Origin of the sequence: Algoriphagus aestuariicola, assembly GCF_017254835.1 — a bacterium.
GTDB lineage: Bacteria > Bacteroidota > Bacteroidia > Cytophagales > Cyclobacteriaceae > Algoriphagus > Algoriphagus aestuariicola.
The window spans coordinates 116,433-138,223 of record NZ_JAFKCW010000003.1 but is presented as its reverse complement, the minus strand read 5'-3'; the positions used below and the strand labels follow the sequence as shown (position 1 = coordinate 138,223).

15 protein-coding genes are annotated in these 21,791 nt (G+C 47.4%); 10 read left to right on the top strand and 5 right to left on the bottom strand.

Features of this window, described 5'->3' with window-relative positions; all coding sequences use genetic code 11:
* Positions 1–316 precede the first annotated feature (316 nt).
* The 7 genes from J0A67_RS13130 (at position 317) to lpdA (ending at position 12,308) form a co-directional block, all read left to right on the top strand.
* On the top strand, positions 317–3,568 hold the full coding sequence (locus tag J0A67_RS13130; protein ID WP_206569825.1) for a SusC/RagA family TonB-linked outer membrane protein: 3,252 nt from the start codon (positions 317–319) through the stop codon (positions 3,566–3,568).
* 18 nt (positions 3,569–3,586) lie between these two features.
* The gene (locus J0A67_RS13125) at positions 3,587–5,239 is read left to right on the top strand and encodes a SusD/RagB family nutrient-binding outer membrane lipoprotein (RefSeq protein ID WP_206569824.1); all 1,653 of its coding nucleotides are present in this window, start codon (positions 3,587–3,589) and stop codon (positions 5,237–5,239) included.
* A 17-nt stretch (positions 5,240–5,256) separates the two neighbouring features.
* Positions 5,257–5,832, top strand: coding sequence for a hypothetical protein (locus J0A67_RS13120; RefSeq protein ID WP_206569823.1), 576 nt, complete (start codon positions 5,257–5,259; stop codon positions 5,830–5,832).
* A gap of 157 nt (positions 5,833–5,989) precedes the next feature.
* Positions 5,990–8,782: a 2-oxoglutarate dehydrogenase E1 component gene (locus J0A67_RS13115; protein WP_206569822.1), complete on the top strand. Its 2,793-nt coding sequence runs from the start codon at positions 5,990–5,992 to the stop codon at positions 8,780–8,782.
* Between the two features lie 95 nt (positions 8,783–8,877).
* Positions 8,878–10,401: a 2-oxoglutarate dehydrogenase complex dihydrolipoyllysine-residue succinyltransferase gene (odhB, locus tag J0A67_RS13110; RefSeq protein WP_206569821.1), complete on the top strand. Its 1,524-nt coding sequence runs from the start codon at positions 8,878–8,880 to the stop codon at positions 10,399–10,401.
* A 104-nt stretch (positions 10,402–10,505) separates the two neighbouring features.
* Entirely contained in the window at positions 10,506–10,859 is a 354-nt protein-coding gene (locus J0A67_RS13105) for a four helix bundle protein (protein WP_206569820.1), read from the top strand.
* A 51-nt stretch (positions 10,860–10,910) separates the two neighbouring features.
* On the top strand, positions 10,911–12,308 hold the full coding sequence (gene lpdA, locus J0A67_RS13100; RefSeq protein ID WP_206569819.1) for a dihydrolipoyl dehydrogenase: 1,398 nt from the start codon (positions 10,911–10,913) through the stop codon (positions 12,306–12,308).
* Between the two features lie 106 nt (positions 12,309–12,414).
* On the opposite strand, the gene J0A67_RS13095 is transcribed toward lpdA, so the two are convergent.
* Positions 12,415–12,843 carry a hypothetical protein gene (locus tag J0A67_RS13095; protein ID WP_206569818.1) on the bottom strand — a complete coding sequence of 143 codons (429 nt, stop codon included), beginning with the start codon at positions 12,841–12,843 and terminating at the stop codon, positions 12,415–12,417.
* A 164-nt stretch (positions 12,844–13,007) separates the two neighbouring features.
* On the opposite strand from J0A67_RS13095, the gene J0A67_RS13090 reads away from it, so the two are divergent.
* Positions 13,008–13,781, top strand: a complete 774-nt coding sequence (locus tag J0A67_RS13090) for a Rossmann-like and DUF2520 domain-containing protein (protein ID WP_206569817.1) — start codon at positions 13,008–13,010, stop codon at positions 13,779–13,781.
* Here the strand turns inward: J0A67_RS13090 and J0A67_RS13085 are convergent, their stop codons facing one another.
* The 4 genes from J0A67_RS13085 to J0A67_RS13070 form a co-directional block, all read right to left on the bottom strand.
* Positions 13,782–14,636: a pirin family protein gene (locus J0A67_RS13085; protein ID WP_206569816.1), complete on the bottom strand. Its 855-nt coding sequence runs from the start codon at positions 14,634–14,636 to the stop codon at positions 13,782–13,784.
* 55 nt (positions 14,637–14,691) lie between these two features.
* Positions 14,692–15,987: a Zn-dependent hydrolase gene (locus J0A67_RS13080; protein ID WP_206569815.1), complete on the bottom strand. Its 1,296-nt coding sequence runs from the start codon at positions 15,985–15,987 to the stop codon at positions 14,692–14,694.
* Positions 15,988–16,067: 80 nt separating this feature from the next.
* On the bottom strand, positions 16,068–17,066 hold the full coding sequence (locus tag J0A67_RS13075) for an acyl-ACP desaturase (protein WP_206569814.1): 999 nt from the start codon (positions 17,064–17,066) through the stop codon (positions 16,068–16,070).
* Between the two features lie 207 nt (positions 17,067–17,273).
* Entirely contained in the window at positions 17,274–18,152 is an 879-nt protein-coding gene (locus J0A67_RS13070) for an SMP-30/gluconolactonase/LRE family protein (protein WP_206569813.1), read from the bottom strand.
* A gap of 400 nt (positions 18,153–18,552) precedes the next feature.
* On the opposite strand from J0A67_RS13070, the gene J0A67_RS13065 reads away from it, so the two are divergent.
* Positions 18,553–19,809, top strand: a complete 1,257-nt coding sequence (locus J0A67_RS13065; protein ID WP_206569812.1) for a dipeptidase — start codon at positions 18,553–18,555, stop codon at positions 19,807–19,809.
* Positions 19,810–20,067: 258 nt separating this feature from the next.
* A complete protein-coding gene (locus tag J0A67_RS13060) occupies positions 20,068–21,690 on the top strand; it encodes an arylsulfatase (protein WP_206569811.1) in 1,623 nt (540 codons plus the stop codon).
* The last annotated feature ends 101 nt before the right edge of the window (positions 21,691–21,791 follow it).

Sequence of the window (21,791 nt, the reverse complement as noted above, 5' to 3'; positions counted from 1 at the left end):
AGAATTGAAATAAAATATAAAAAAATGGCCCAAAGGGTGAATAATATTCTTAAAATGGTCAATAAATCGTGCTTTGAGGGTATAAATAATATTTTTTTCAGTCAAAAATTATTTTTGAAATCTAGATAAATTCAATTTTTACAGAATAATATTTTGATACAGTTGGCAATTCGATGCTTTTCCGTTAAAAAGTGTTAATATTTTCGATAGCAGCCAAATAATTCGCTTATCTCTCCGTTCAAACAAATTTTTTACCGCTTTTGAAATTATGGGAGAATAAATTTTATTTACTGATATCAACTAAACTAAATACCTTATGAGAAAAGCTTTACTCTTTGTTGTTGCGCTTTTCACCTTGTCCCTCAGCTATGAGGTCTCGGCGCAGCAACGGGTAATTACCGGTACGGTAATTTCCGAGGAAGACGGTATGGGCTTGCCAGGGGCAACAGTTCTCGTGAAGGGTACGACAGTGGGTACTACCACCGATTTGGATGGTAATTACTCCATCAACGTGCCCGCGGGATCTGATGTCCTGGTTTTCTCTTTTGTGGGTCTCAAGACCTTTGAAGAGGCGATCGGCAACCGCACCGTAGTCAATGTCACCCTGACGACCGACGCGTCGCAATTATCCGAAGTGGTAGTGACCGCGATCGGTATAGAAAGGGAAAAGAAGGCACTGGGTTACGCCGTAACTTCAGTGGACAATTCACAGTTGGAGAACCGTCCAGAAGCTGACGTAGCGAGGGTTCTTCAGGGCAAGGTGCCCGGGGTCAACATCACATCTACCAACGGGATGTCAGGATCGGGTACCAACATGGTAATCCGAGGTTATTCCTCGGCTACCGGGTCTAACCAGCCTTTGTTTGTCGTGGACGGGGTGCCATTCAATACCAGCACCAATTCACAAAACGGCTTCACTACCGGTGGGGCAGCGACGTCATCCCGATTTTTGGATATCGATCCAAACAACATCGAGAGCATGTCAGTACTAAAAGGGCTTTCTGCTACGGTGCTTTACGGTGACCAGGGTAGAAATGGCGTAATTCTAATCACTACCAAATCAGGTGCGTCAAAAAGAAAAGCTGCTGAGGTGACCATCAACCAGTCACTCTTTAGCAACAAGGCAGCCTCTTTGCCTACTTATGGAGAGATTTACGGTAATGGTTTCCAGCAGGCGCCAGGATTCTTCTTCTCGAACTTTGGTCCGAGGATGGATCAGGGCTTGACCATTAACCACCCCTATGCGACCTCTTCAGTTGCGGCAATCCGAAACGAGTTTCCCCAATTTTGGGTAGACGGTGTCGTTGGAGGAACTCCAGTACAGTATGAGTACAAGGCATACAAAGATCCCTCTGAAGTTTTCTTCAGAACTGGACTGGTCTCCAATACATCAGTTCAGATCTCCGGAGGTTCGGATAGAACAGGGTTCAATGCAAGCTTTGGCTATACGGACGAAGAAGGTTACGTTCCAGGCAACGAGCTGGAGAAGTTTAACTTTGGTTTGGGTTTGAACTCTGCAGTGACGGATAAGCTCTCGGTCAATTCTTCCTTCACATTTGCGATTACAGATCTAGCAAGTCCACCTGTGAACGCCTCATCTGGTTCTGGTAGCGCTATTCCTTCCGTGTTTGGTCACGTGTTGTTTACACCACGCTCAGTAGACTTGGAGAATCTTCCTTATGAGCTTCCTTCTGACAAAAGCTCTGTTTATTTCCGCGGAGGCAATGATATTACCAACCCGCTTTGGTTGGTGAAATATTACAGCAATACATCGGACGTAAAACGATTCTTCAATTCCACTTCCCTCAACTATGATATCAATGACAATTTCTCTGTGACTTATCGTCTAGGTTTGGATACCTATGCGGAGTTGCAGGAGGTCAGATATAACAAGGGAGGCGCCACTTCGGATCTCACCACCAGAAATGGATACTACAGATCGATCAACATCAACAATACCATCTGGAATCAGGACCTGATCTTGAATTGGAAGAAGGAGTTTTCTGATAAACTCGGCATGAGCGCTTTGCTCGGCGCCAATTCTCGCTATGACTCCTACGACCAAAATGGGATCGCTTCCCAAGGACAGCTCGCCTTCGGCTTGTTTAGACACTCCAACTTCAGGACTTCTGCCAATACGGATGCTTACTCTGGAGGTCAGTTGAACTACACAGAAGAAGAGCGGAGATATGGGGTCTATGCCAACGTGACCTTGGATTACTCTGACTACTTGTTCTTAAACTTGTCTGCACGTAACGACTGGACTTCTACAGTAGAAAAGGAAAACCGCAGCATCCTCTACCCAGGTGCCTCTGTTTCGTTTATACCCACTACGGCATTTGATTGGGGGTCTTCTACTTTGAATGATCTGAAATTGAGATTGGGCTATGGTACTTCTGCCGGCTACCCATCTCCTTACAGTACTCGAAACGTATTGAGCCAATCTGCAAGAGCGTTTGACGTAAACGGAACCGTTTCTACCACGCATGCGGTGTCTAATACCTTGGGCAATCCAAATCTGAAACCGGAGTTGCATGGGGAACTGGAATTTGGTGTCGAAGCTGTGATGTTCAACAACAAACTTAGATTTGACCTTTCTCTCTACGAGAAAAACACCAAGGACCTGATTACCAATTCTCCTATCGATCCGGCAACGGGCTTTACTGAGACAGCGATCAACATCGGTAAAATCAGAACGAGGGGAGCAGAACTCCAAGCGACTGTGACGCCGATTTCAACGTCTTCCGGATTTGAATGGAATTCCACAATAAACTGGTCTAAATACAGAACAGAAGTGATTGAGTTGGGTGGAGGACTAGAAGAGGTGATCGTTGCTGGATATTCCAACAGTGTCGCAAACTTTGCTATCCCCGGCCAGCCTTTTAACGTGATCAAGGGTATCGGTTTTGACCGTGTGCCTGAAGGCCAAGAATTTGCTGGACAGCCAATTATTCTTTCCAATGGTGTTCATAAGCCGACAGCTGAATTTGTAGTTTTGGGCGATCCAAATCCTGCATGGAACGGCTCTTGGATCAATACATTCGCCTACAAAGGTCTGACTTTGAATGTGATGTTGGAATATCGTCACAAAGGGATGATCTACTCCAATACCGTAACGGCTACCCTTGCACGGGGTGTGACCAAGGATCCGGTAGCTGATAGAGAGCTGACGTTCATTATGCCTGGCGTAAGACAGGATGGCAACAATGCAGACGGAACTCCAAAATACATTCCGAATGACTATCAGATTTCCGCTTCTGACTACTTCTTTTCAGGCTATCAGGGAGCTACCAACGAGCCAAACATCTTCGACGGTTCTATGATTCGCTTGAGAGAAGTTTCATTAGCTTATCAGTTACCAAATAACCTGATGTCTAAGACGCCTTTCAAGCGGGCTTCGATTGCGGTGAGTGGCACTAACCTGTGGTTTGAGGCGCTGAACTTCCCTCCAAACATGAACTTTGACGTGGATGTCTTGGGAACTGGTGTAGGTAACGGTCTTGGATTTGACTTCGTGACTGGTCCTAGCTCTAAGCGAGTGGGTGGAACGTTGACCCTTACTTTCTAACCCTAAATAGAAATGAAAATGAAAAGATTTATATATGGCTTGACGGTCGCGACCACCTTGGTCTTCGCTTCCTCTTGCGATGAAAAATTGGATGAACTGCTGGATAACCCGAATGCGGTAACTGCCGAAACCGCATCTCCAGATTTCCTTTTGAACAGAATCCAGCTGGACTACAAGGATATGTGGTATGGTGTGGCAGATCGGGGTGCTCGACTCACCCGTCAGATCAACCAAGGCTCTGCGCTCTATATCAATGCATACACAGCGGTCTCTACCAATGGAACTTGGACTGACGGATATGCTAATATCTTGTCTGACATCGAGTTTTTGGAGCCTTTGGCCGAGGAAGCCAATTTTCAACGACATCTTGGAATAGCCAAAACTATCAAGGCTATGGTATTGTTCGACCTGGTAGATACCTATGGAGACGTACCATATTCTGAGGCAATTGATCCGTCTAACTTTAATCCAAAGACTGACTCGGGCGAAACTATCTATGATGCGGCCTTTGACTTGTTGACGGAAGCTTCGACACACTTTACTGTTGCAAGTTCGGGAACTCCCAATGATTTTTACTACGGTAGAAATTATACCCGGTGGATAAAACTGGTCAATACGCTGAAACTGCGTTATTTCTTGAATACCAAGCTGGTGGATGCGGCTGGTGCAACAGCGGGCATCAATGCGCTGATCTCGGAAAACAATATGATCGGAAATGGGGATGACTTCATCTTTAGATTTGGTACTACAGCAGCGGATCCGGACTCGAGACATCCGAAGTTCGCGGGACAGTATACCTCTGGGGGTGGTGATTACCAGTCTACCTACTTCATGCACCATTTGACTGTGGCCAAAGGTTTTGATGATCCACGTGTCAAGTATTACATGTATCGTCAAGTATTGACTAACACCACCAATGTGGATGAGCAGGAATGTGTTTCCCAAATAGCCCCGCCTCATTATTTAGTTGGTCAATTTCCTTATTGTAATCCTGCTGGCAACAAGGGGTATTGGGGAAGAGACCACTTGGATCCGGACGGCATTCCACCAGATGGCTTGAAGAGGACAGCTTATGGGGTTTATCCATCAGGTGGCCGATTTGATAATGACAGCGGTACGCCGGTAAACAACCCTGCGTTAGGTGCAAGAGGTGCTGGTATTCATCCGATTATGTTGGCGTCTTATGTTGACTTTATGCTGGCTGAAGCTGCTCTCACCCTAAGAACCACAGGTGATGCGAAGACCTATCTGACTTCCGGTATCGAAAAGAATATCAATTTTGTCAGATCCTTCTCCCTCAGCACGCCAGAAAGCGCCACTATTACCGGTAAGATCACCGACGCCGATCATGCTACGCAAAGAGACAAATATTTGGCTTATGTTGCTTCAGAGTATGATGCGGCTGCCTCCGCTGACGCTAAAATGAACGTAATTGGCAGGGAGTATTGGTTGGGACTATACGGAAACGGCAAGGAAGCTTATAACCTGTACAGAAGAACAGGCAAGCCTTCCAACATGCAACCTGGCTTGGAGGCTGATCCAGGGCCGTTTGTAAGATCTTTCCTGTACCCGAACAACTACATGGTAACCAATGTGAATGCGGTTCAGAAGCCTGACGTAGCTGTGCAGGTGTTTTGGGACAAGAATCCTGGATCGCCTTGGATTTACTAACTGAAAAAGAAGAGACAATGAAAAAGTTAAGATATAGTTTTGGTTTGCTTGCTTTAGCGCTGACCTTTCTGAGTTCTTGTAGAGATTCAGTCGAGCCAAATGTACCGTATACCACATTTGATACCGGTGCCTACCTAAGAACGATAGCCCGTACCAGTGTTGACTTCCAAAGTGCCAATCTGGCAAATTCTACCTTTGCTTTGACTTTGGAGGCTGTGGACATTGAGGATGGGGCGACTGTAGAAACTGTCGAAATCATGGTAAGGCACCGACGCTTGATCACGGGGGTTGGTCTCGATTATACTCCCGAGAACGGCGACGCATCGGTGACGACCATCCCGGCATCAGCTTTTGGTCCAGACCCAAGTGGAAAATCGAGGTTTCTCAGAACATCATTTGTGGTGACGGCGCCAGAAGCCATTTCGGCCGTCGGTTTGACTGCAGCTGATATCCAGAAGGGTGATGTGTTCGAGTTCCGCTTGATTTTGACCGACAAAAAAGGCAGGAAGTTCCATTCAGGTAACGTGACCACCAACGTGGCAGGTGCTCCGTTCTACGATTCTCCGTTCCAGTACTTTGTCGACGTGGAATAGAAAACGAATAGTTATCCTAATTAATCCAAAAGCAGCGTCATACGGCGCTGCTTTTTTTATTTCCCAGTCATCTGAAATTAATATTTGGTAAGGCAAATAAGCAGTTTTTTATTGCGGGCTGTAGGCCTTAGCTTTGCCTTGTTCAGAAAAATTGACTATGGATAAATTCTCTTTTATCGCAAATGCGCACGTATCGTACATCGATGAGCTCTATGCGACTTACAAAAATGAACCTGCCTCAATAGACCCAAGCTGGAAAGAATTTTTTGACGGATTTGATTTCGCTCTCACTAACTACGGTCAGGAGGAAAATGGAAACGGGAAGGCGGAGACTAGCTCAAAACCGGTTCCCAAAAATGGTGCTTTGGCTACTCCGGGTACGATTATGGACATGGAGCAGTTGCCAAAGGAGATCAAAGTTAGAGCTTTGATCCACGCGTATCGCTCACGAGCCCATTTGAAATCCAAGACGAACCCAGTTAGGGAACGAAGAGACCGCAAGCCGATGGTTGACCCAGAGTATTTCGGGCTAGGTCAGGAGGATATGGCGACAGTCTTTCAAGCAGGGAATGAAATCGGAATAGGCAGTGCGACCCTGTCTGAGATTCTTGCGGCGCTCAAGACGATATATGAAGGCCCAATGGGCTTCGAATATTTATATATCCGAGATGCGGAGATCTTGGATTGGTTCAAGACCAAAGTAGAAAAGGAAGCTTTGGCCTTCAATCCCTCTCATGACGAAAAGAAGCGCATCCTTTTTAAACTGAACCAGGCGGTGGTTTTTGAGAATTTCCTCCATACCAAATACTTGGGTCAAAAGAGATTTTCCTTGGAAGGAGGGGAAAGCACCATTCCTTTCCTTGATGCTGTCATCAACACCGCTGCGCAACACGGAGTGGAGGAAGTGATGATCGGTATGGCACACCGTGGCCGTCTGAATGTCTTGGCAAATGTCATGGGTAAGACCTATGAGCAGATTTTTTCTGAATTTGAAGGAACTGCCAAGCCAGATCTCACTATGGGTGATGGTGATGTGAAGTATCACATGGGCTATTCATCTGACATCGTCACTCCGGAAAACAAAAAGGTTCATCTTAAGCTAGCTCCCAATCCATCCCACCTAGAGGCAGTAAATCCGGTGGTTGAGGGATTTGTAAGGGCAAAAATTGACCATGCCCATAAGCATGATGCGACAAAAGCCCTTCCGATCTTGATTCACGGGGATGCGGCGGTCGCCGGACAGGGTATCGTCTACGAAGTCACCCAAATGGCTGGCTTGAAAGGCTACAATACCGGCGGCACCATCCACTTTGTGATCAACAATCAAGTGGGATTTACCACTGATTTTGATGACGCAAGATCTTCCATCTATTGTACTGACGTCGCGAAGATCATCGATGCCCCAGTAATCCACGTCAATGGTGACAACGCTGAAGCGGTTGTTTTTGCCTCGAAGTTGGCAGCTGAGTTTCGGCAGAAGTTCAGCAAAGACATATTTGTGGACATGGTCTGCTACAGGCGCCATGGTCACAATGAGTCCGATGAACCCAAGTTTACACAGCCTGAGCTGTACAATCTCATCTCGAAGCACCCAAATCCGCGTGAGATTTATGTCAAAAAACTGACAGAGCGAGGTGACTTTGACGCGAAGATTGCCGCACAGATGGACGAGGAGTTTCGTCAGCTGCTCCAAGATCGTCTAAATATGGTCAAGGAGAAGCCACTTCCCTATCAGGCTACCAAGTTTGAGAGAGAATGGGCGCACTTGAGACGGTCCGTTGCGGAAGATTTTGAGAAATCTCCTGAAACAGGCATCTCCCCAGAAACCATCGAAAAGGTAGCGAACGCGCTCACCTTCGTTCCAAAAGGCTTCAAGCCGATCAAGCAGATCGAGGCGCAGATGAAGCAGCGAAAGGACATGTTCTTTGAGACCAAAGAGCTCAACTGGGCTTCAGCTGAGCTGCTTGCGTACGGATCTCTTCTTTTGGAAGGCAAAACCGTGAGGCTCACAGGACAGGACGTACAGCGGGGAACTTTCTCCCATCGACATGCAGTGATCCATGATGCCAACACCAATCAGCCTTTCAATTCTTTGAAGGAAATGAAAGACAGAAAGGGGCAATTCCATATCTACAATTCCTTGCTTTCTGAATACGCCGTATTAGGCTATGAATATGGCTACTCCATTGCCAACCCACACGCTTTGACGCTTTGGGAAGGTCAGTTTGGTGACTTTGCCAACGGCGCACAAACAATGATTGACCAGTTTATCTCTTCCGGGGAATCCAAATGGCAGCGTATGAGTGGTCTGGTGATGCTTCTGCCTCACGGGTATGAAGGGCAAGGCCCAGAGCACTCCAATGCCCGTCCGGAGCGATTCCTGCAGCTTTCCGCGGAATACAATATGGTCGTAGCCAATATTACAGAGCCGTCCAACTTCTTCCACTTGCTAAGACGACAGCTGGCTTGGGAATTCAGAAAGCCATGCGTGGTGATGTCTCCCAAGTCGCTTTTGAGACACCCGAAAGTGGTCTCTCCTATGTCCGAGTTTACCTCAGGTAGATTCAGGGAGGTTCTGCCAGATACCACCGTCGACGCTAAGGATGTCAAACGAGTGGTCTTATGTACTGGAAAGGTATATTATGATCTGGAAGAAGCGAGAGAAAAGGAGAAAATCAGAAACGTGGCGATTGTCAGAATCGAACAGCTCCATCCGCTTCCGAAAAATCAAATCCTTGAGGTGTTGAAGTCGTACAAAGGCGCCGAGGTAGTTTGGGTTCAGGAAGAGCCCGAAAACATGGGTTACTGGAACTACCTGCTTCGACTGCTGTATAAAGAGCTTCCGATGGAGCTCATCGCAAGGAAGCCAAGTGCATCTCCGGCTACCGGATACAACAAAGTACACGTAGAAGAGCAGAAAAACATTGTATCCCAAGCGCTAAAAATTTAACCTTGATCAAAGCCCGGGTTCGGCCGGGCTTGTTTTTGAATGAAAATATTTCTTAACCACCTTCCAAAATAACCCGAAGGGAAAAACATAGAACCATGAGCAAAGAAATGAAAGTGCCCACTGTGGGAGAATCCATCTCTGAAGTCACCGTTGGGCAATGGTTTAAAAAAGACGGAGACACCGTGCAGTTGGATGAAATCCTGTGCGAGTTGGAATCCGACAAAGCTACTTTTGAGTTTCCAGCCGAGGCTGCAGGTATTTTGAGGATCAAAGCCCAAGAAGGCGATACGGTAGAGATCGGCGGTTTGATCTGTGTGATTGAAGATGGAGAAAGCGCTGTCGCTTCTACACCTGCTGAACTTGCTGCAGCTCCTGCCGCAAAGTCTTCTTCTACCGGAGAAGTGAAGGAAATGATCGTGCCTACCGTTGGAGAGTCCATCACTGAGGTGACTTTGGCCAACTGGATCAAGAAGGACGGGGATTTTGTCTCCCTAGATGAAATTATCGCAGAGGTTGATTCCGACAAGGCGACATTTGAACTTCCTGCAGAAGCAACGGGGATTTTGAGACATGTAGCCAAAGAGGGAGACGTGTTGGAGATCGGCGGGCTGATCTGCAAGATAGAAGTCACCGACGGAGCTCCATCCCAGACTTCAGCTCCAGCCGCACTCTCCAGCCCGGCTGCGGCATCTGCACCGGCATCTTCTGCCTCCACCTACGCTACGGGTCATGCTTCTCCTGCCGCATCCAAGATTTTGGCAGAAAAAGGAATTGCTCCAAGCGCGGTGTCAGGAACCGGCAAAGATGGAAGAATTACCAAGGAGGATGCCGTCGGCGCTCAAAAACCTGCTCCGGATGCTCAGCCAGCTGCTGCACCTGCAGCCAAAGCCGTAGAGGCAGCTCCTGTCGTTCCTGGCTCCAGAAATGTGAGAAGAGAAAAAATGTCTTCTTTGAGAAAAACGGTTTCCCGTCGCTTGGTAGCTGTGAAGAACGAAACCGCTATGCTCACCACGTTCAATGAGGTGAACATGAAGCCGATCATGGATCTGCGATCCAAATTCAAAGATCAATTCAAAGAAAAGCATGGTGTAGGATTGGGCTTTATGTCCTTCTTTACCAAAGCGGTTTGCGTAGCCTTGAAAGAATGGCCCGCAGTAAATGCGCAAATCGACGGCAATGAGATTGTATACAATGATTTCTGTGATATTTCCATTGCGGTATCTGCGCCAAAAGGCTTGGTTGTACCTGTGGTCAGAAATGCCGAGGCCATGTCTTTTGACCAAATCGAGAAGGAAATCGTCCGACTCGCAGGCAAAGCGAGAGACAACAAGCTCTCCATCGAGGAGATGACTGGCGGTACCTTCACCATCACCAACGGTGGCGTATTTGGTTCCATGATGTCCACACCGATCATCAACGCGCCCCAGTCCGCCATTCTTGGCATGCACAACATCGTGGAGCGCCCCATGGCAGTGAATGGCGAGGTGAAAATACTCCCGATGATGTATGTCGCACTTTCCTACGATCACCGAATCATCGATGGACGGGAGTCTGTAAGCTTCCTCGTTCGCGTAAAGCAATTGCTTGAGGATCCGACGAGATTGTTGTTTGGTGTTTAAGCCGTACTAAGTACCAGGTACCAAGTACAAAGCCCGCGCTCATAGGGAAACTTGTGTATTTAGGTTAAATTCATCGTCTTGTTTTTAACCTAAATTCCTTTCCCATGAATCGATTCAAAGAATTGCTTGTTTGGCAAAAGGCCATAGACCTAGCGGTTGAAGTCTATAAGATCACCGAGAAGCTGCCAGAAGAGGAGCGATACGGTTTGATCAGTCAGATCAACAGAAGTGTGATCTCCATACCGTCAAATATTGCTGAGGGAGCTGGGCGAAATACTGCCAAAGAGTTCAACAACTTCTTGGGAATAGCCCAAGGATCTTCCTTTGAATTGGATATCCAGCTGATTATTTCAAACAGGCTGGACTTCATCACGACGGAAGATTATCAGAAATTTGAAAAGCGGCTTGAGCACATCCAAAATATGATTGCCAAGCTCAAAATGAGTCTTAATGTTTAATTTCCGGGTGCTTGGTACTTCGTACTTGGTACTTGGTACAAACGAAAAAAAATGTACGACGTCATAGTAATCGGCTCCGGTCCCGGAGGATATGTAGCGGCGATTCGCTGCGCGCAACTCGGGATGAAAACAGCCATTGTTGAAAAATATTCTACCCTTGGCGGGACTTGCCTCAATGTGGGCTGTATCCCGTCCAAGGCACTTTTGGATTCCTCGGAGCATTACCACAATGCCGCCCATACCTTCAAAACCCACGGAATCAACCTGTCCAATCTCAGCGCGGACATTACTCAGATGATCTCCCGCAAGGATGATGTAGTGAAGCAAAACGTGGATGGCATCCAGTTTTTGATGAAGAAAAACAAGATCGACGTTCACCAAGGTTTGGGTTCGTTCGTGAATGCTACGACCGTAAAGGTGACCAAGGAAGACGGCTCATCTTCTGAGATCCAAGGCAAAAATATCATCATCGCAACGGGCTCTAAGCCTTCTACACTTCCATTTATCAAGCTGGACAAGGATCGCGTCATTACTTCTACTGAAGCTTTGAACCTGAAGGAGATTCCAAAGCATCTGGTTGTTATAGGCGGTGGTGTGATCGGATTGGAATTGGGCTCTGTCTATGCTCGTCTGGGAGCCAAGGTTTCCGTAGTCGAGTTCATGGATTCCTTGATTCCTACCATGGACCGCACCATGGGCAAAGAGCTTCAGAAGTCACTGAAGAAGATTGGCTTTGAGTTTTACCTCAAGCACAAAGTGACTTCCGTGGAGAATACCGGCAAGGAAGTGACCGTGAAAGCTGACAATGGCAAGGGTGAAACGGTGGAGATCAATGGTGACTACGTTTTGGTTTCTATCGGTAGAAGACCTTATACCGAAGGGCTGAATGCGGAGGCTGCTGGAGTGAAATTGACAGAAAGAGGCCAGATCGAAGTTAACGATCACCTTCAAACCAACGTGCCAAACATCTACGCAATTGGAGATGTGGTGAAGGGCGCGATGCTCGCTCACAAGGCGGAAGAAGAAGGCGTATTCGTAGCCGAAACCCTAGTGGGTCAAAAGCCGCACATCAACTACAACTTGATCCCAGGCGTGGTTTATACTTGGCCGGAGGTAGCTGCCGTAGGGTACACTGAAGAGCAGTTGAAAGAGCAAGGAAGAAAGTACAAGACCGGTAAATTCCCATTCTTGGCTTCTGGCCGTGCGAGAGCCTCCATGGATACCGACGGTTTGGTGAAGGTCTTGGCAGATGTTGAGACAGACGAAATCTTAGGCGTACATATGATCGGGCCAAGAACCGCCGACATGATCGCCGAGGCGGTGGTTGCGATGGAATTCCGCGCTTCTGCAGAGGATGTCTCAAGAATGTCCCATGCGCACCCGACCTATACGGAGGCGTTCAAGGAAGCGTGTTTGGCAGCTACCGACAATCGCGCATTGCACGTTTGATTTTCAGAATTTGTGATATATAAAAGCCATTCAGACCTCTCTGAATGGCTTTTTTCATAGATGCCTATCAAGAACTGATGGTGTTTCCTTCAAGTTGGAGAAGTTTCTATTCTTCTGGTGGCCAAGTGACCTCGAGGTCAAACCGATAAGTTTTCCCTGGAGCAAAGTCATGACAAACATACGGGGAACAGTCTAAAAACTCTGTAGTTAAATAGATAGGCTCACTATTGTGCGCTTGTCGGGCTAAAACGAAAACTTCGATGAATGGGATTCCTTCATCATCAGGAGTCAAAGTCCAGTCAAAGTTACCTTCAGCATCTAAATGAATGGTGTCTCGTGTTGTAAGGATGTAATTAACAACGTTTAATTTTGTCCCAACAAAAATTAGAGAACCCTCAAGAATGGGCGCATTGGTACTGCTGTCAATTACTTTTCCGATAAATCGGGTTGGCTTGGTGATATTGAAGCAACCAGAAAGAAGTATAAAAGATAGCAGAAGCATTTTTGTCTTTGTTGATGATAGGGATAGCTTCATGGGATGGTCTAGTTGATGATGACTCTTTCGGTCTTAGCTTGCTTGCCAGCTTGAATCTATAAAGAACGGTCAGCTAAACAATTGGGTAGAATTTACTCAAAATACAGTAGTTACGTCAAGTCGGGTACGTTTTTTCTTTTGTGCAAAATTGGCTTAATTCCGCCATGAAGTTCAAAATAGCCATTTTGGGGGCCGGCAACGTTGCTTGGCATTTGGCTCCTGCGCTGGAGGATGCCGGACACGAGATTACGGAGGTCTATGCACGGGATTTCGACAAGGCAAACCAAATCACCGAGCGATTATACTCCACCGAGGCTACGGACGACTTGGATTTCTCCGAGAGTCGAGCCCAGATTTTTATCCTCGCAGTGAAGGATTCTGCGATTCCAGAATTGGCCGATGAGGTGATTTTGCCTGAGGGAAGCATCCTTGTTCACACCTCAGGGACAATGCCGCTGGACGTTTTGGGCTATAGCTCGGCGAGCTATACGGGAATTCTTTATCCGTTGCAGTCTTTTACCAAGGGGCGAAAAATTGACTTTGAAGAAGTCCCTTTCCTGCTGGAGGCAGGCGACGAGGAGACTTTGCAAAAGCTGAAAAAGTTGGCTAAGAGCCTCTCTCCGCTTACTTATACTGTACGTTCCAAAGATCGTAAAGGCGTCCATGTAGCCGCTGTCTTTGCCAGCAACTTCACCAACCATATGATCCGTATTTCGGAAGAAATTATGAGACGCCAAGGCTTGGACTTTGAGATGCTGAAACCACTGATCATCGAGACGATCTCAAAAAGCCTTCAAATCGGCGCAAAGAACGCCCAAACTGGGCCAGCGATCCGAGAGGACTACGAGACTTTGGAGGATCATCACCAGTTCCTGAACTACAATCCATCGATCGCCGAGATCTACAAACTCATCTCTCAGGATATCATCGATAGCTGATCAGTAATCCCAGCTGCCGAACTTTCCAGCTCGGTAGTCTTCGTATGCCTCGGCGATCTGTTGTTGGGTGTTCATGACAAAAGGGCCTTCTGCGACTAGAGGTTCGTCGAAGGGCTTGGCGTGGCCGAGGATGAGGACAGAATCTTCCAGTGCTTCGACTGTGATTTTTTCATCCTCCTTGCCAAATTCGACCAAATGGCGGAAAAGGACATCTGTTCCATTCACTTTCAGCACCCCTCTGACCAGATAGAAAAAAACATTTTCTCCTTCGGGGATCGTTTTTTCAAATGAACTTCCGCTCTCCAAATACAGCGTACTCAGGGAAACAGGGAAATTGCCCTCAAAAGCCCCTTTTGTACCATCCCATTCACCAAAGAGCTGTTGGACTTCAATCTTTCCCCCGTCGAGTTTGAAAGAAGGAATTTCATTTTTTTGCAAGCCGACGTAGCGAGGATCTGCCATTTTTTTCGCCGCAGGCAGATTGAGCCAAAGCTGCAGGATTTCCAAATCTCCGCCGTTTCGCTTGAATTCATCGCTCGAGACTTCCGCATGGATCAATCCCCGACCTGCCGTCATGTATTGGACCCCGCCAGGTCCGATTACGGATTCGTGTCCCGAAGAGTCCTTGTGCATGATGTCGCCCTCGAGAATGAAGGTCACTGTCTCCATTCCCCGATGTGGATGCGGGCCAAAGGGAAGACCTCGGTTTTTGGCAGGGTAGGTTTGCAAGCCGTGGTGATTGAGGAAGATGAATGGGTCGATCTGCTTGAGGTTGCGGCTGGGCAGGGGACTGTAAGTCGCAAGATCGGCAATGGGTCTATAGTCGGCTTTATGGATTTGCTTGATAGTTTTCATGAAGAATTTGCTTGGGTAGTTTTTAAAAAAGATACGGATGGCCCGTGTCGAAAAGTTACTTTAGTTTTTTATCCAATTCCAAAATGGTCTGCAGAAGGACGTTGGCTCCATTTGCGATGTCCTCTTTGGAAGAAAATTCTGTGGGCGCATGACTGATGCCCTCCTTGCTTGGGATAAAGATCATTCCCATGGGACATATCCTTGCCATCTCCTGCGCATCATGTCCCGCACCGCTTGGGAGACCTTTGGTAGAAAGGCCAAGCTTTTCCGCCTCCGATTTGATAATCCCGCGGATCATGGGATCCGCCATTGCAGGTTTGCTTGCCACTTCAATGTGTCGGATGTCGAGACTTGTTTGGCTTTCCGAGGCGAGTTGTTGCCCCCTCACTTCCAATTCGGAATAGATTTTCCAGATTTTTTCCGAGGAAAGATCCCGTAGCTCTACAGTTACCTTCACTTCTCCGGGGATTACATTTCCCGCGCCTGGGAGAGCTTGGATTTTGCCCACAGTGCCTACCTGTCTCCCTTCATAGCTGTTTACGATTTCATTCACTGCCAAAACAAACCTCGCTGCCGGAAGCATAGGATCCTTTCTTTGGTCCATAGGCGTAGTTCCTGCGTGATTGGCCTTTCCCTGAAAGGTGAATTCCCACCATTCAATCGCAACTATTCCTTCCACGACACCGATGTCCAGGTTTTCTGAATCCAAGATTCCGCCCTGCTCGATATGAAGCTCCAAGTAGGCAGCAAGATCTCCCTGATTTCGCTTGACTTCGCTGATTCGATCCGGATTTCCACCTAGTGTAGCAATACCCTCATATTGGGTAAGGCCGCTATTGCTGACTACCTGCAGGGCTTCTTGGCTCAAGTTGCCAGCGATCGCCCGGCTTCCAATTACCCCGCCCTCTTCGTTGGCAAAGATGATCACTTCCAAGGGATGGTCTGTTTGAAGATCTTTTTCGGCGAGCGTGCGAACTACCTCAATGGCGGCCATCGAGCCTACTGGCCCATCATAGTCGCCCCCATTGGGCACTTCATCGATATGCGAGCCGAATGCAATTGGCTTAAAAGCCGCATTTTTGCCAGGTTTCCGGCCAATGATATTACCGGCGAAATCGATGGAAACTTCCAATCCAGCAGTCTTCATCAAGTTTTTAACATATTCTCTAGCCTCGATGTCGTATTTGCTAAATGCCACACGGTCTGAGCCTCCCGCAGCATTTTTTCCATAGGTAGAAAGCGTCATCAAAGTCCGATGCAGGCGATCAGAATCCACCTTGATCTGCCGTGCAAAGGAATCGACGGAAAAAGAAATGACGAAAATAGCCGTAAAAATGAGCTGTTTTTTCATGATTGAAGAGTATAGTTGTATCGCAACATAGAATGAAAAAAGTCCCTCTTTTCAGAAGGACTTGTTATCGATTGCTAGGCTTATTTCAGCCAGGCGAGTTTGATCTCATCTGGGGCTTTCATCCGATCTGCCACTTTCATGTAGCGGTCGGCCAGATTGGAAAGGTACTCTTGGGCTTTTGCAGCGGCGGCATCGAGCCCGGTGAGCGCCTCGATCTTCCAAAGACCTACCAAGTGGTCGATAATCCGGGCATAGTCCCAGCCAGTGTAGATTCCGACTTTTTGGGTGATTTCGGAAAAGTCCTTGTAGAGCGTTGGATTTTTGCCTCCTTCGCCCATCAGCACGGCAGGCATCACGATTTGCTTCCTCATCATTTTTTCAAAAGCCAAGATCGCACCATTTGGGTCAATCTCGAAAATCCTCGACATAAAGGACTTATAGGCTTTTTCATGTCTCGCCTCGTCTCCTGCAATAGTCTTGCAGATTCTTGAGAGGACGGTATCTCCTGCTTTGTCGGCAAGTTTCCCGGTGTTTACGTGGGATATTTTGGTGGCTCTTTCCTGAAAAGACGTATAGATCATCGCCTGATAGGGATCCGATTCGGATTTGGGATCGAAGCCGTTGGTGATCAGACGATGGATCGTCTGCTCCACGGCCTTCATGTCCACTCGGCCAGTGAGGTAAAGGTATTTGTTGAGTAGGTCGCCATGGCGGTTTTCCTCTGCTGTCCAAGCTTTGGACCAGCGGACCCAGCCTGTCGGGGAGACCAGCGATCTTTCCTCGTTGATTCCTTCCAGGAGGTTAAAGTAGGTTTGATAAGACGGCAGGGCTTCCTCCGTGATCATATTTCCCACCAAAGAAGCCAACACGGTGTCAGGTATGCCCTCGGCTCTTTTTTGCAGCAGTTTCACTTCTTCGAAAACTTCGGGATTGTGAAAGTCTGGAAGGAAATCGGAGGGTTGCCAACATTCATCTGGATCGACGAGGACATGGTCTACCGCGTGTCCGACAAATTCGTCCAGCTGTGAGATAACCTCCATGTTTTTTTCTAATTCGTAGTTGATTTCACCTGATTTCATTAGGAACCTGTTTTATCCGGGGAGGGTAGACCCGGAGTGTGATGAATTATGTGCAGCAAGGTACGGACAAATCCGCTGATATGTGATAGAAATACTCTATTTCACTTTTGAGTTTCTATGAGCGGATGTGCGAAATGAAGGCTGCATTATCTCTAGATACGGGAAAAGCCTCCCAAAGGAGGCTTTCGTGGAAGAATATTCCCAAGATCAGTAGTCCAGCTTGTAGGCGGCGACTTTGTTTTTGAAGAATGTGGGCACGTAGACGATCTTTTCGGCCGCATTGTATCCGATATCCGCGGTGTTGGATTCTGCAGCTTTGGTATCGAGCATCAAAGTCTGGGTGGAGTCGTTGGCGAAATAGATTTCCCCTTGCCATTTAGAAGCGATGTAGTTGCCGTCGCCAAGGATGACCAGACCGTCTCCGCCGGTCACTGTGGAGTTGATGACGGTGGTCGTGCCGTCTTCGTTCCATTTTTTCAAGCCTGAGGCATCCAGTCCGTAGATGGTACCATCGCCAGCAACTGCCAAGCCATTGATTGACTCATGGCCTTCCGAAACCGTTGCAATCTCGCCGTTGGAGAAAGAATGGACTTTGCCAGCTCTCATATCGGTGAAGTAGACTGTCCCGTTGTGCGCGGCGGCGTCATTAAGAAATTCAGCGCCCTCTACTTTCCATTTGTTGGAAACTTTGGATGTGGCAATGTCGATTTCTACAAGCTCGTCGATATCGGTTACGTAAAGTTTTCCGTCGGAAATTGCCATTCCTTTTGGGGCATTCAATCCTGATATCCATGCCGGATTGATGATTTTTCCATCCTTAGAAATGGTGGCAATCGAGCCTTTCCCGTCTTTTTCGGATGGATCTTGGCCTTCGATGTTGGCGACATAGATGGTGCCCGTCGACTCATCGTATAGAACCGATTCGTTGGTCATCAGCGAGTCGGGAGTTTCCCACAGCAGGGTCAAGGTTGGGGTTTTTGTTTCGACTACTTCTACGACTGCTTCCTCGGTTTTTTGGGGTCCGCAGCTGTAGAGTGCAGTGGCTGCTGTGATTCCCAGCAGCGAGAATTTCAAGATTGCTTTCATCATGATTGTGGTTTGGTTATTGTTTATTCGCTTTTAGTCAAATCTCGCAAAATTACTTTTCAAAATAAAATCCTGATTGGGGTGGGATAATTTGTTGTTTTAATCTGGTTCGTTTGACGATAGGCTGGGCAATGAACGAATCTTTGGGAAATTGCATCAAAAGGCTAGTCTGTCGCTTCTCTGTGAGATTTTTCTCGCCAGAGCCCTAGAGCCTCAGGGGATTTTCTTGCCACAGGTGGAAAAATGGACCATTTCAATGAATTTATATCTTTCCTTGGCTTATTGCGCCTATCTTAAATGCGGACTCATCTGTGATTTCCTGACCGGAATAGCATTTTGGGTTTGTTTTTATTGAAAGTCTTTGAATTTGGAACGAAGAACCATCACCAACTTACTAAATATGAAAAAACTCTTCTACTTCACGGCCGTTGCGGCGGCCGCTTTTGCCTGCTCTCCCAAAGAGGAGGCCATCGACTACACCAATATGAGCGAGGAGCAACGTCTCAAAGCCGCCACCGAAATCGCCCAGTCCATCATTATGGTAGACGGCCACGTCGATCTCCCGTACCGGATGAAAGTCGGAGGCTTTACGCTGCAAAGGGAAGTTTTGGATGTATCTGTCCGTACTCCCGACGGGAATTTTGACTTTCCCCGTTCCAAAGAGGGCGGCCTGGATGCACCATTCATGTCGATCTATATTCCTGCTGGTAACCAAAAAAATCCGGGAGCTTCCAAGGCGCTGGCAGATTCCCTGATCAGTATGACCGAGCGCCTGGCGGAGACTTTTCCCGATAAGTTTGCGATGGCCTATAGCCCGGCGGATATCGAGGCGAATTTTGCCAAAGGACTCATTTCCCTTCCGATGGGGATGGAGAACGGGGCCGGGATCGAAGACGACTTGGCCAATGTGGCCTATTTCCACAAGCGGGGTATCCGCTATATCACGCTCACCCACGGTACAGACAACTTGATCGGTGACGCAAGCTACGATACCTCGGGCACCCATGGTGGACTGAGTGATTTTGGGGAGAAAGTCGTGGAGGAGATGAACAAGGTCGGGATTATGGTTGATCTAAGCCACGTGTCAGACAATACGTTCCGGGATGCGCTAGCCATTACCAAAGTGCCGGTGATCGCCTCCCACTCTTCGGTAAGGAAATTCACACCGGGTTTTGAGCGGAATATGAGCGACGAACTCATCCAAGCCATGGCCAAAAACGGTGGGGTGATGATGATCAATTTTGGAGGCAGTTTCATTGACTCGGCCTATGCCGCTGGTTCTTCCAAAGTCCGCGAGCATCTGGTCAACTATATGGCTGAAAACGGGCTGTCGAGAAGCGATTCGGCTTTCCGCGCCTACGCCGCCGAGTACACCGCGGCCAACAATCCTTTTCCAACGGTACAGCGAGTAGCCGATCACATAGACCACGTCGTGGCGCTGGTGGGAATTGACTATGTCGGTTTGGGCTCTGACTTTGATGGAGTAGGCGACTCCTTGCCGACCGGCTTAAAGGATGTCTCCATGTATCCAAACCTGATCGCGGAGTTGCTGAAACGCGGGTATACCAAAGAGGATATCGAAAAGATCTGCTATAAAAATGTCTTTCGGGTATGGAAGGCTGTAGAGGACTATGCCGCCTCACAACAATCAGCCTAGAAAATCCAAATAGTCCTGTCGAAAGCCCCGGAGTCAAAATGAAGCCGGGGCTTTTGTTTGGTTACTTTGAAACATAACAAAGACTTAACCTGCCAGCTATTTTGATTGGGGTTCAACGGGTAGATTTGTGAGTCTGAAGCAGGTTAAGGCGCTTGTTTTGTAGTATTTGGATATTTTATTCTATCTTTTCTATGCCATTGTTTAGTCTAATGGGACTAAAAGAGTAATGTAAATGAGTTCACTTTTAAGATCAACACAATGAAGAACAAACTTTCCCTTTTCAAATTTGCCATCGTTCTATTGCTTTTTTCGCCTTCTTTGGTGAAAGCTCAGGACAAACCAAACATTGTCGTCATATGGGGCGATGATATCGGCTATTGGAACGTGGGTGCTTATACCCATGGGATGATGGGTAGAACCCCAAACATTGATGGCATCGCCAGAGATGGTATGCTATTCACTGACCATTACGGACAGCCAAGCTGCACGGCTGGCAGAGCAGCGTTTATCATGGGACAGTTACCGGTTAGAACTGGCATGACGACCATCGGCATTCCTGGTTCGACGCAGGGGATTCAGGCAGTTGATCCTACTTTGGCGCAGGTTCTAAAGACTCAAGGCTATGCTACCGCCCAGTTTGGTAAAAACCACTTGGGAGACCGGAATGAATTCCTCCCTACCATGCACGGATTTGACGAGTGGTTTGGTAATCTCTATCACTTGAACGCTGAAGAGGAGCCCGAAGAACTGGATTATCCTGGCCAGAAAAATCCGGCTTACAAAGAGAAATTTGGCCCCCGCGGAGTATTGCATGCATGGGCGACTGACGTGGATGATCCTACCGTAGATCCTAAATTCGGTAAAGTAGGCAAGCAACGTATCGAAGATACAGGGCCTCTTACCCGTAAGCGCATGGAAACCATCGATTTTGAGGTAACCGAAGAGACTTTGAAATATTTGGATCGTGTGGGCAAAGAAGACAAGCCGTTCTTTGTTTGGTACAATACCACAGCTACTCACATCTGGTCTCACAGCACCAACAAATACATCCAGGCAGCAGTGGACGAAGGACGTGCAGAAGAAGATGTGGTTCGCGCAAAAATGATTGAACACGATGAATTGATCGGAAAAATCCTCCAAAAGATTAAAGATTTGGGAGAAGAGGATAACACCATCATCATCTATTCCACCGACAATGGTAACGAGCTGATGTACTGGCCTGATGGGGGCTATGCGCCATTTCGTGGGGAAAAGGGAACAACCTGGGAAGGTGGTCTAAGAGTACCAATGCTAGTAAAGTGGCCAGGCAAAATCCCTCCTGGAACCTATTCCAACGGCATTCAAAGCCATGAAGACTTGTTTGTAACCCTTGCCGCCGCAGCAGGTCTGCCAAATTTGAAACAAGAATTGCTGGCTGGAAAAAAATTGGGTAACACTACTTTCAAAACCCACCTAGATGGCTATAATAATCTAGATCTGTGGACTGGTAAAACCGATAAATCAGCCAGAAGAGAATTGTTCTACTATGATGAGTCCGACTTGATGGCTATACGGGTTGATGCATGGAAAATGCATATTGGCGTGAAGCACGGAGGCAATTGGTTTGATGAAAAATCGTATCCGAGCGTGCCATATATCGTGAATTTGCTGATGGACCCAATGGAAAAAATGACTCCAGATTCTGAGGAGTGGGGATATGCAGGCAGAAAATTTGTAGCGCAAAAACTTTGGGCACCTACAGCCGCGGTTCCATTCCTGCAAGCGCACCTAAAGTCTTTAGTAGACTATCCTCCTAGCCAAGGTGGAGAGTCATTGAGTATGAAAGCTTCAATCGAAAAAGCAATGAAAATGATGGAACAACCAACTGGAGGTACTAACTGATCTTAGTTTTAAAATAGAGTGATTTTGAAAGAGGCAGGCCATTTGTAAAATGAGCCTGCTTTTTTTGATGCGTTCTGATCACGATGAAAGAAAACTCGCTA

Coding starts and splice junctions, on each gene's coding strand:
- J0A67_RS13070 (WP_206569813.1), bottom strand. CDS start 18,152: ATGAAAGCAATCTTGAAATTCTCGCTGCTGGGAATCACAGCAGCCACT.
- J0A67_RS13065 (WP_206569812.1), top strand. CDS start 18,553: ATGAAAAAACTCTTCTACTTCACGGCCGTTGCGGCGGCCGCTTTTGCC.
- lpdA (WP_206569819.1), top strand. CDS start 10,911: ATGTACGACGTCATAGTAATCGGCTCCGGTCCCGGAGGATATGTAGCG.
- J0A67_RS13120 (WP_206569823.1), top strand. CDS start 5,257: ATGAAAAAGTTAAGATATAGTTTTGGTTTGCTTGCTTTAGCGCTGACC.
- J0A67_RS13105 (WP_206569820.1), top strand. CDS start 10,506: ATGAATCGATTCAAAGAATTGCTTGTTTGGCAAAAGGCCATAGACCTA.
- J0A67_RS13095 (WP_206569818.1), bottom strand. CDS start 12,843: ATGAAGCTATCCCTATCATCAACAAAGACAAAAATGCTTCTGCTATCT.
- J0A67_RS13085 (WP_206569816.1), bottom strand. CDS start 14,636: ATGAAAACTATCAAGCAAATCCATAAAGCCGACTATAGACCCATTGCC.
- J0A67_RS13090 (WP_206569817.1), top strand. CDS start 13,008: ATGAAGTTCAAAATAGCCATTTTGGGGGCCGGCAACGTTGCTTGGCAT.
- J0A67_RS13075 (WP_206569814.1), bottom strand. CDS start 17,066: ATGAAATCAGGTGAAATCAACTACGAATTAGAAAAAAACATGGAGGTT.
- J0A67_RS13115 (WP_206569822.1), top strand. CDS start 5,990: ATGGATAAATTCTCTTTTATCGCAAATGCGCACGTATCGTACATCGAT.
- J0A67_RS13080 (WP_206569815.1), bottom strand. CDS start 15,987: ATGAAAAAACAGCTCATTTTTACGGCTATTTTCGTCATTTCTTTTTCC.
- J0A67_RS13125 (WP_206569824.1), top strand. CDS start 3,587: ATGAAAAGATTTATATATGGCTTGACGGTCGCGACCACCTTGGTCTTC.
- J0A67_RS13060 (WP_206569811.1), top strand. CDS start 20,068: ATGAAGAACAAACTTTCCCTTTTCAAATTTGCCATCGTTCTATTGCTT.
- J0A67_RS13130 (WP_206569825.1), top strand. CDS start 317: ATGAGAAAAGCTTTACTCTTTGTTGTTGCGCTTTTCACCTTGTCCCTC.
- odhB (WP_206569821.1), top strand. CDS start 8,878: ATGAGCAAAGAAATGAAAGTGCCCACTGTGGGAGAATCCATCTCTGAA.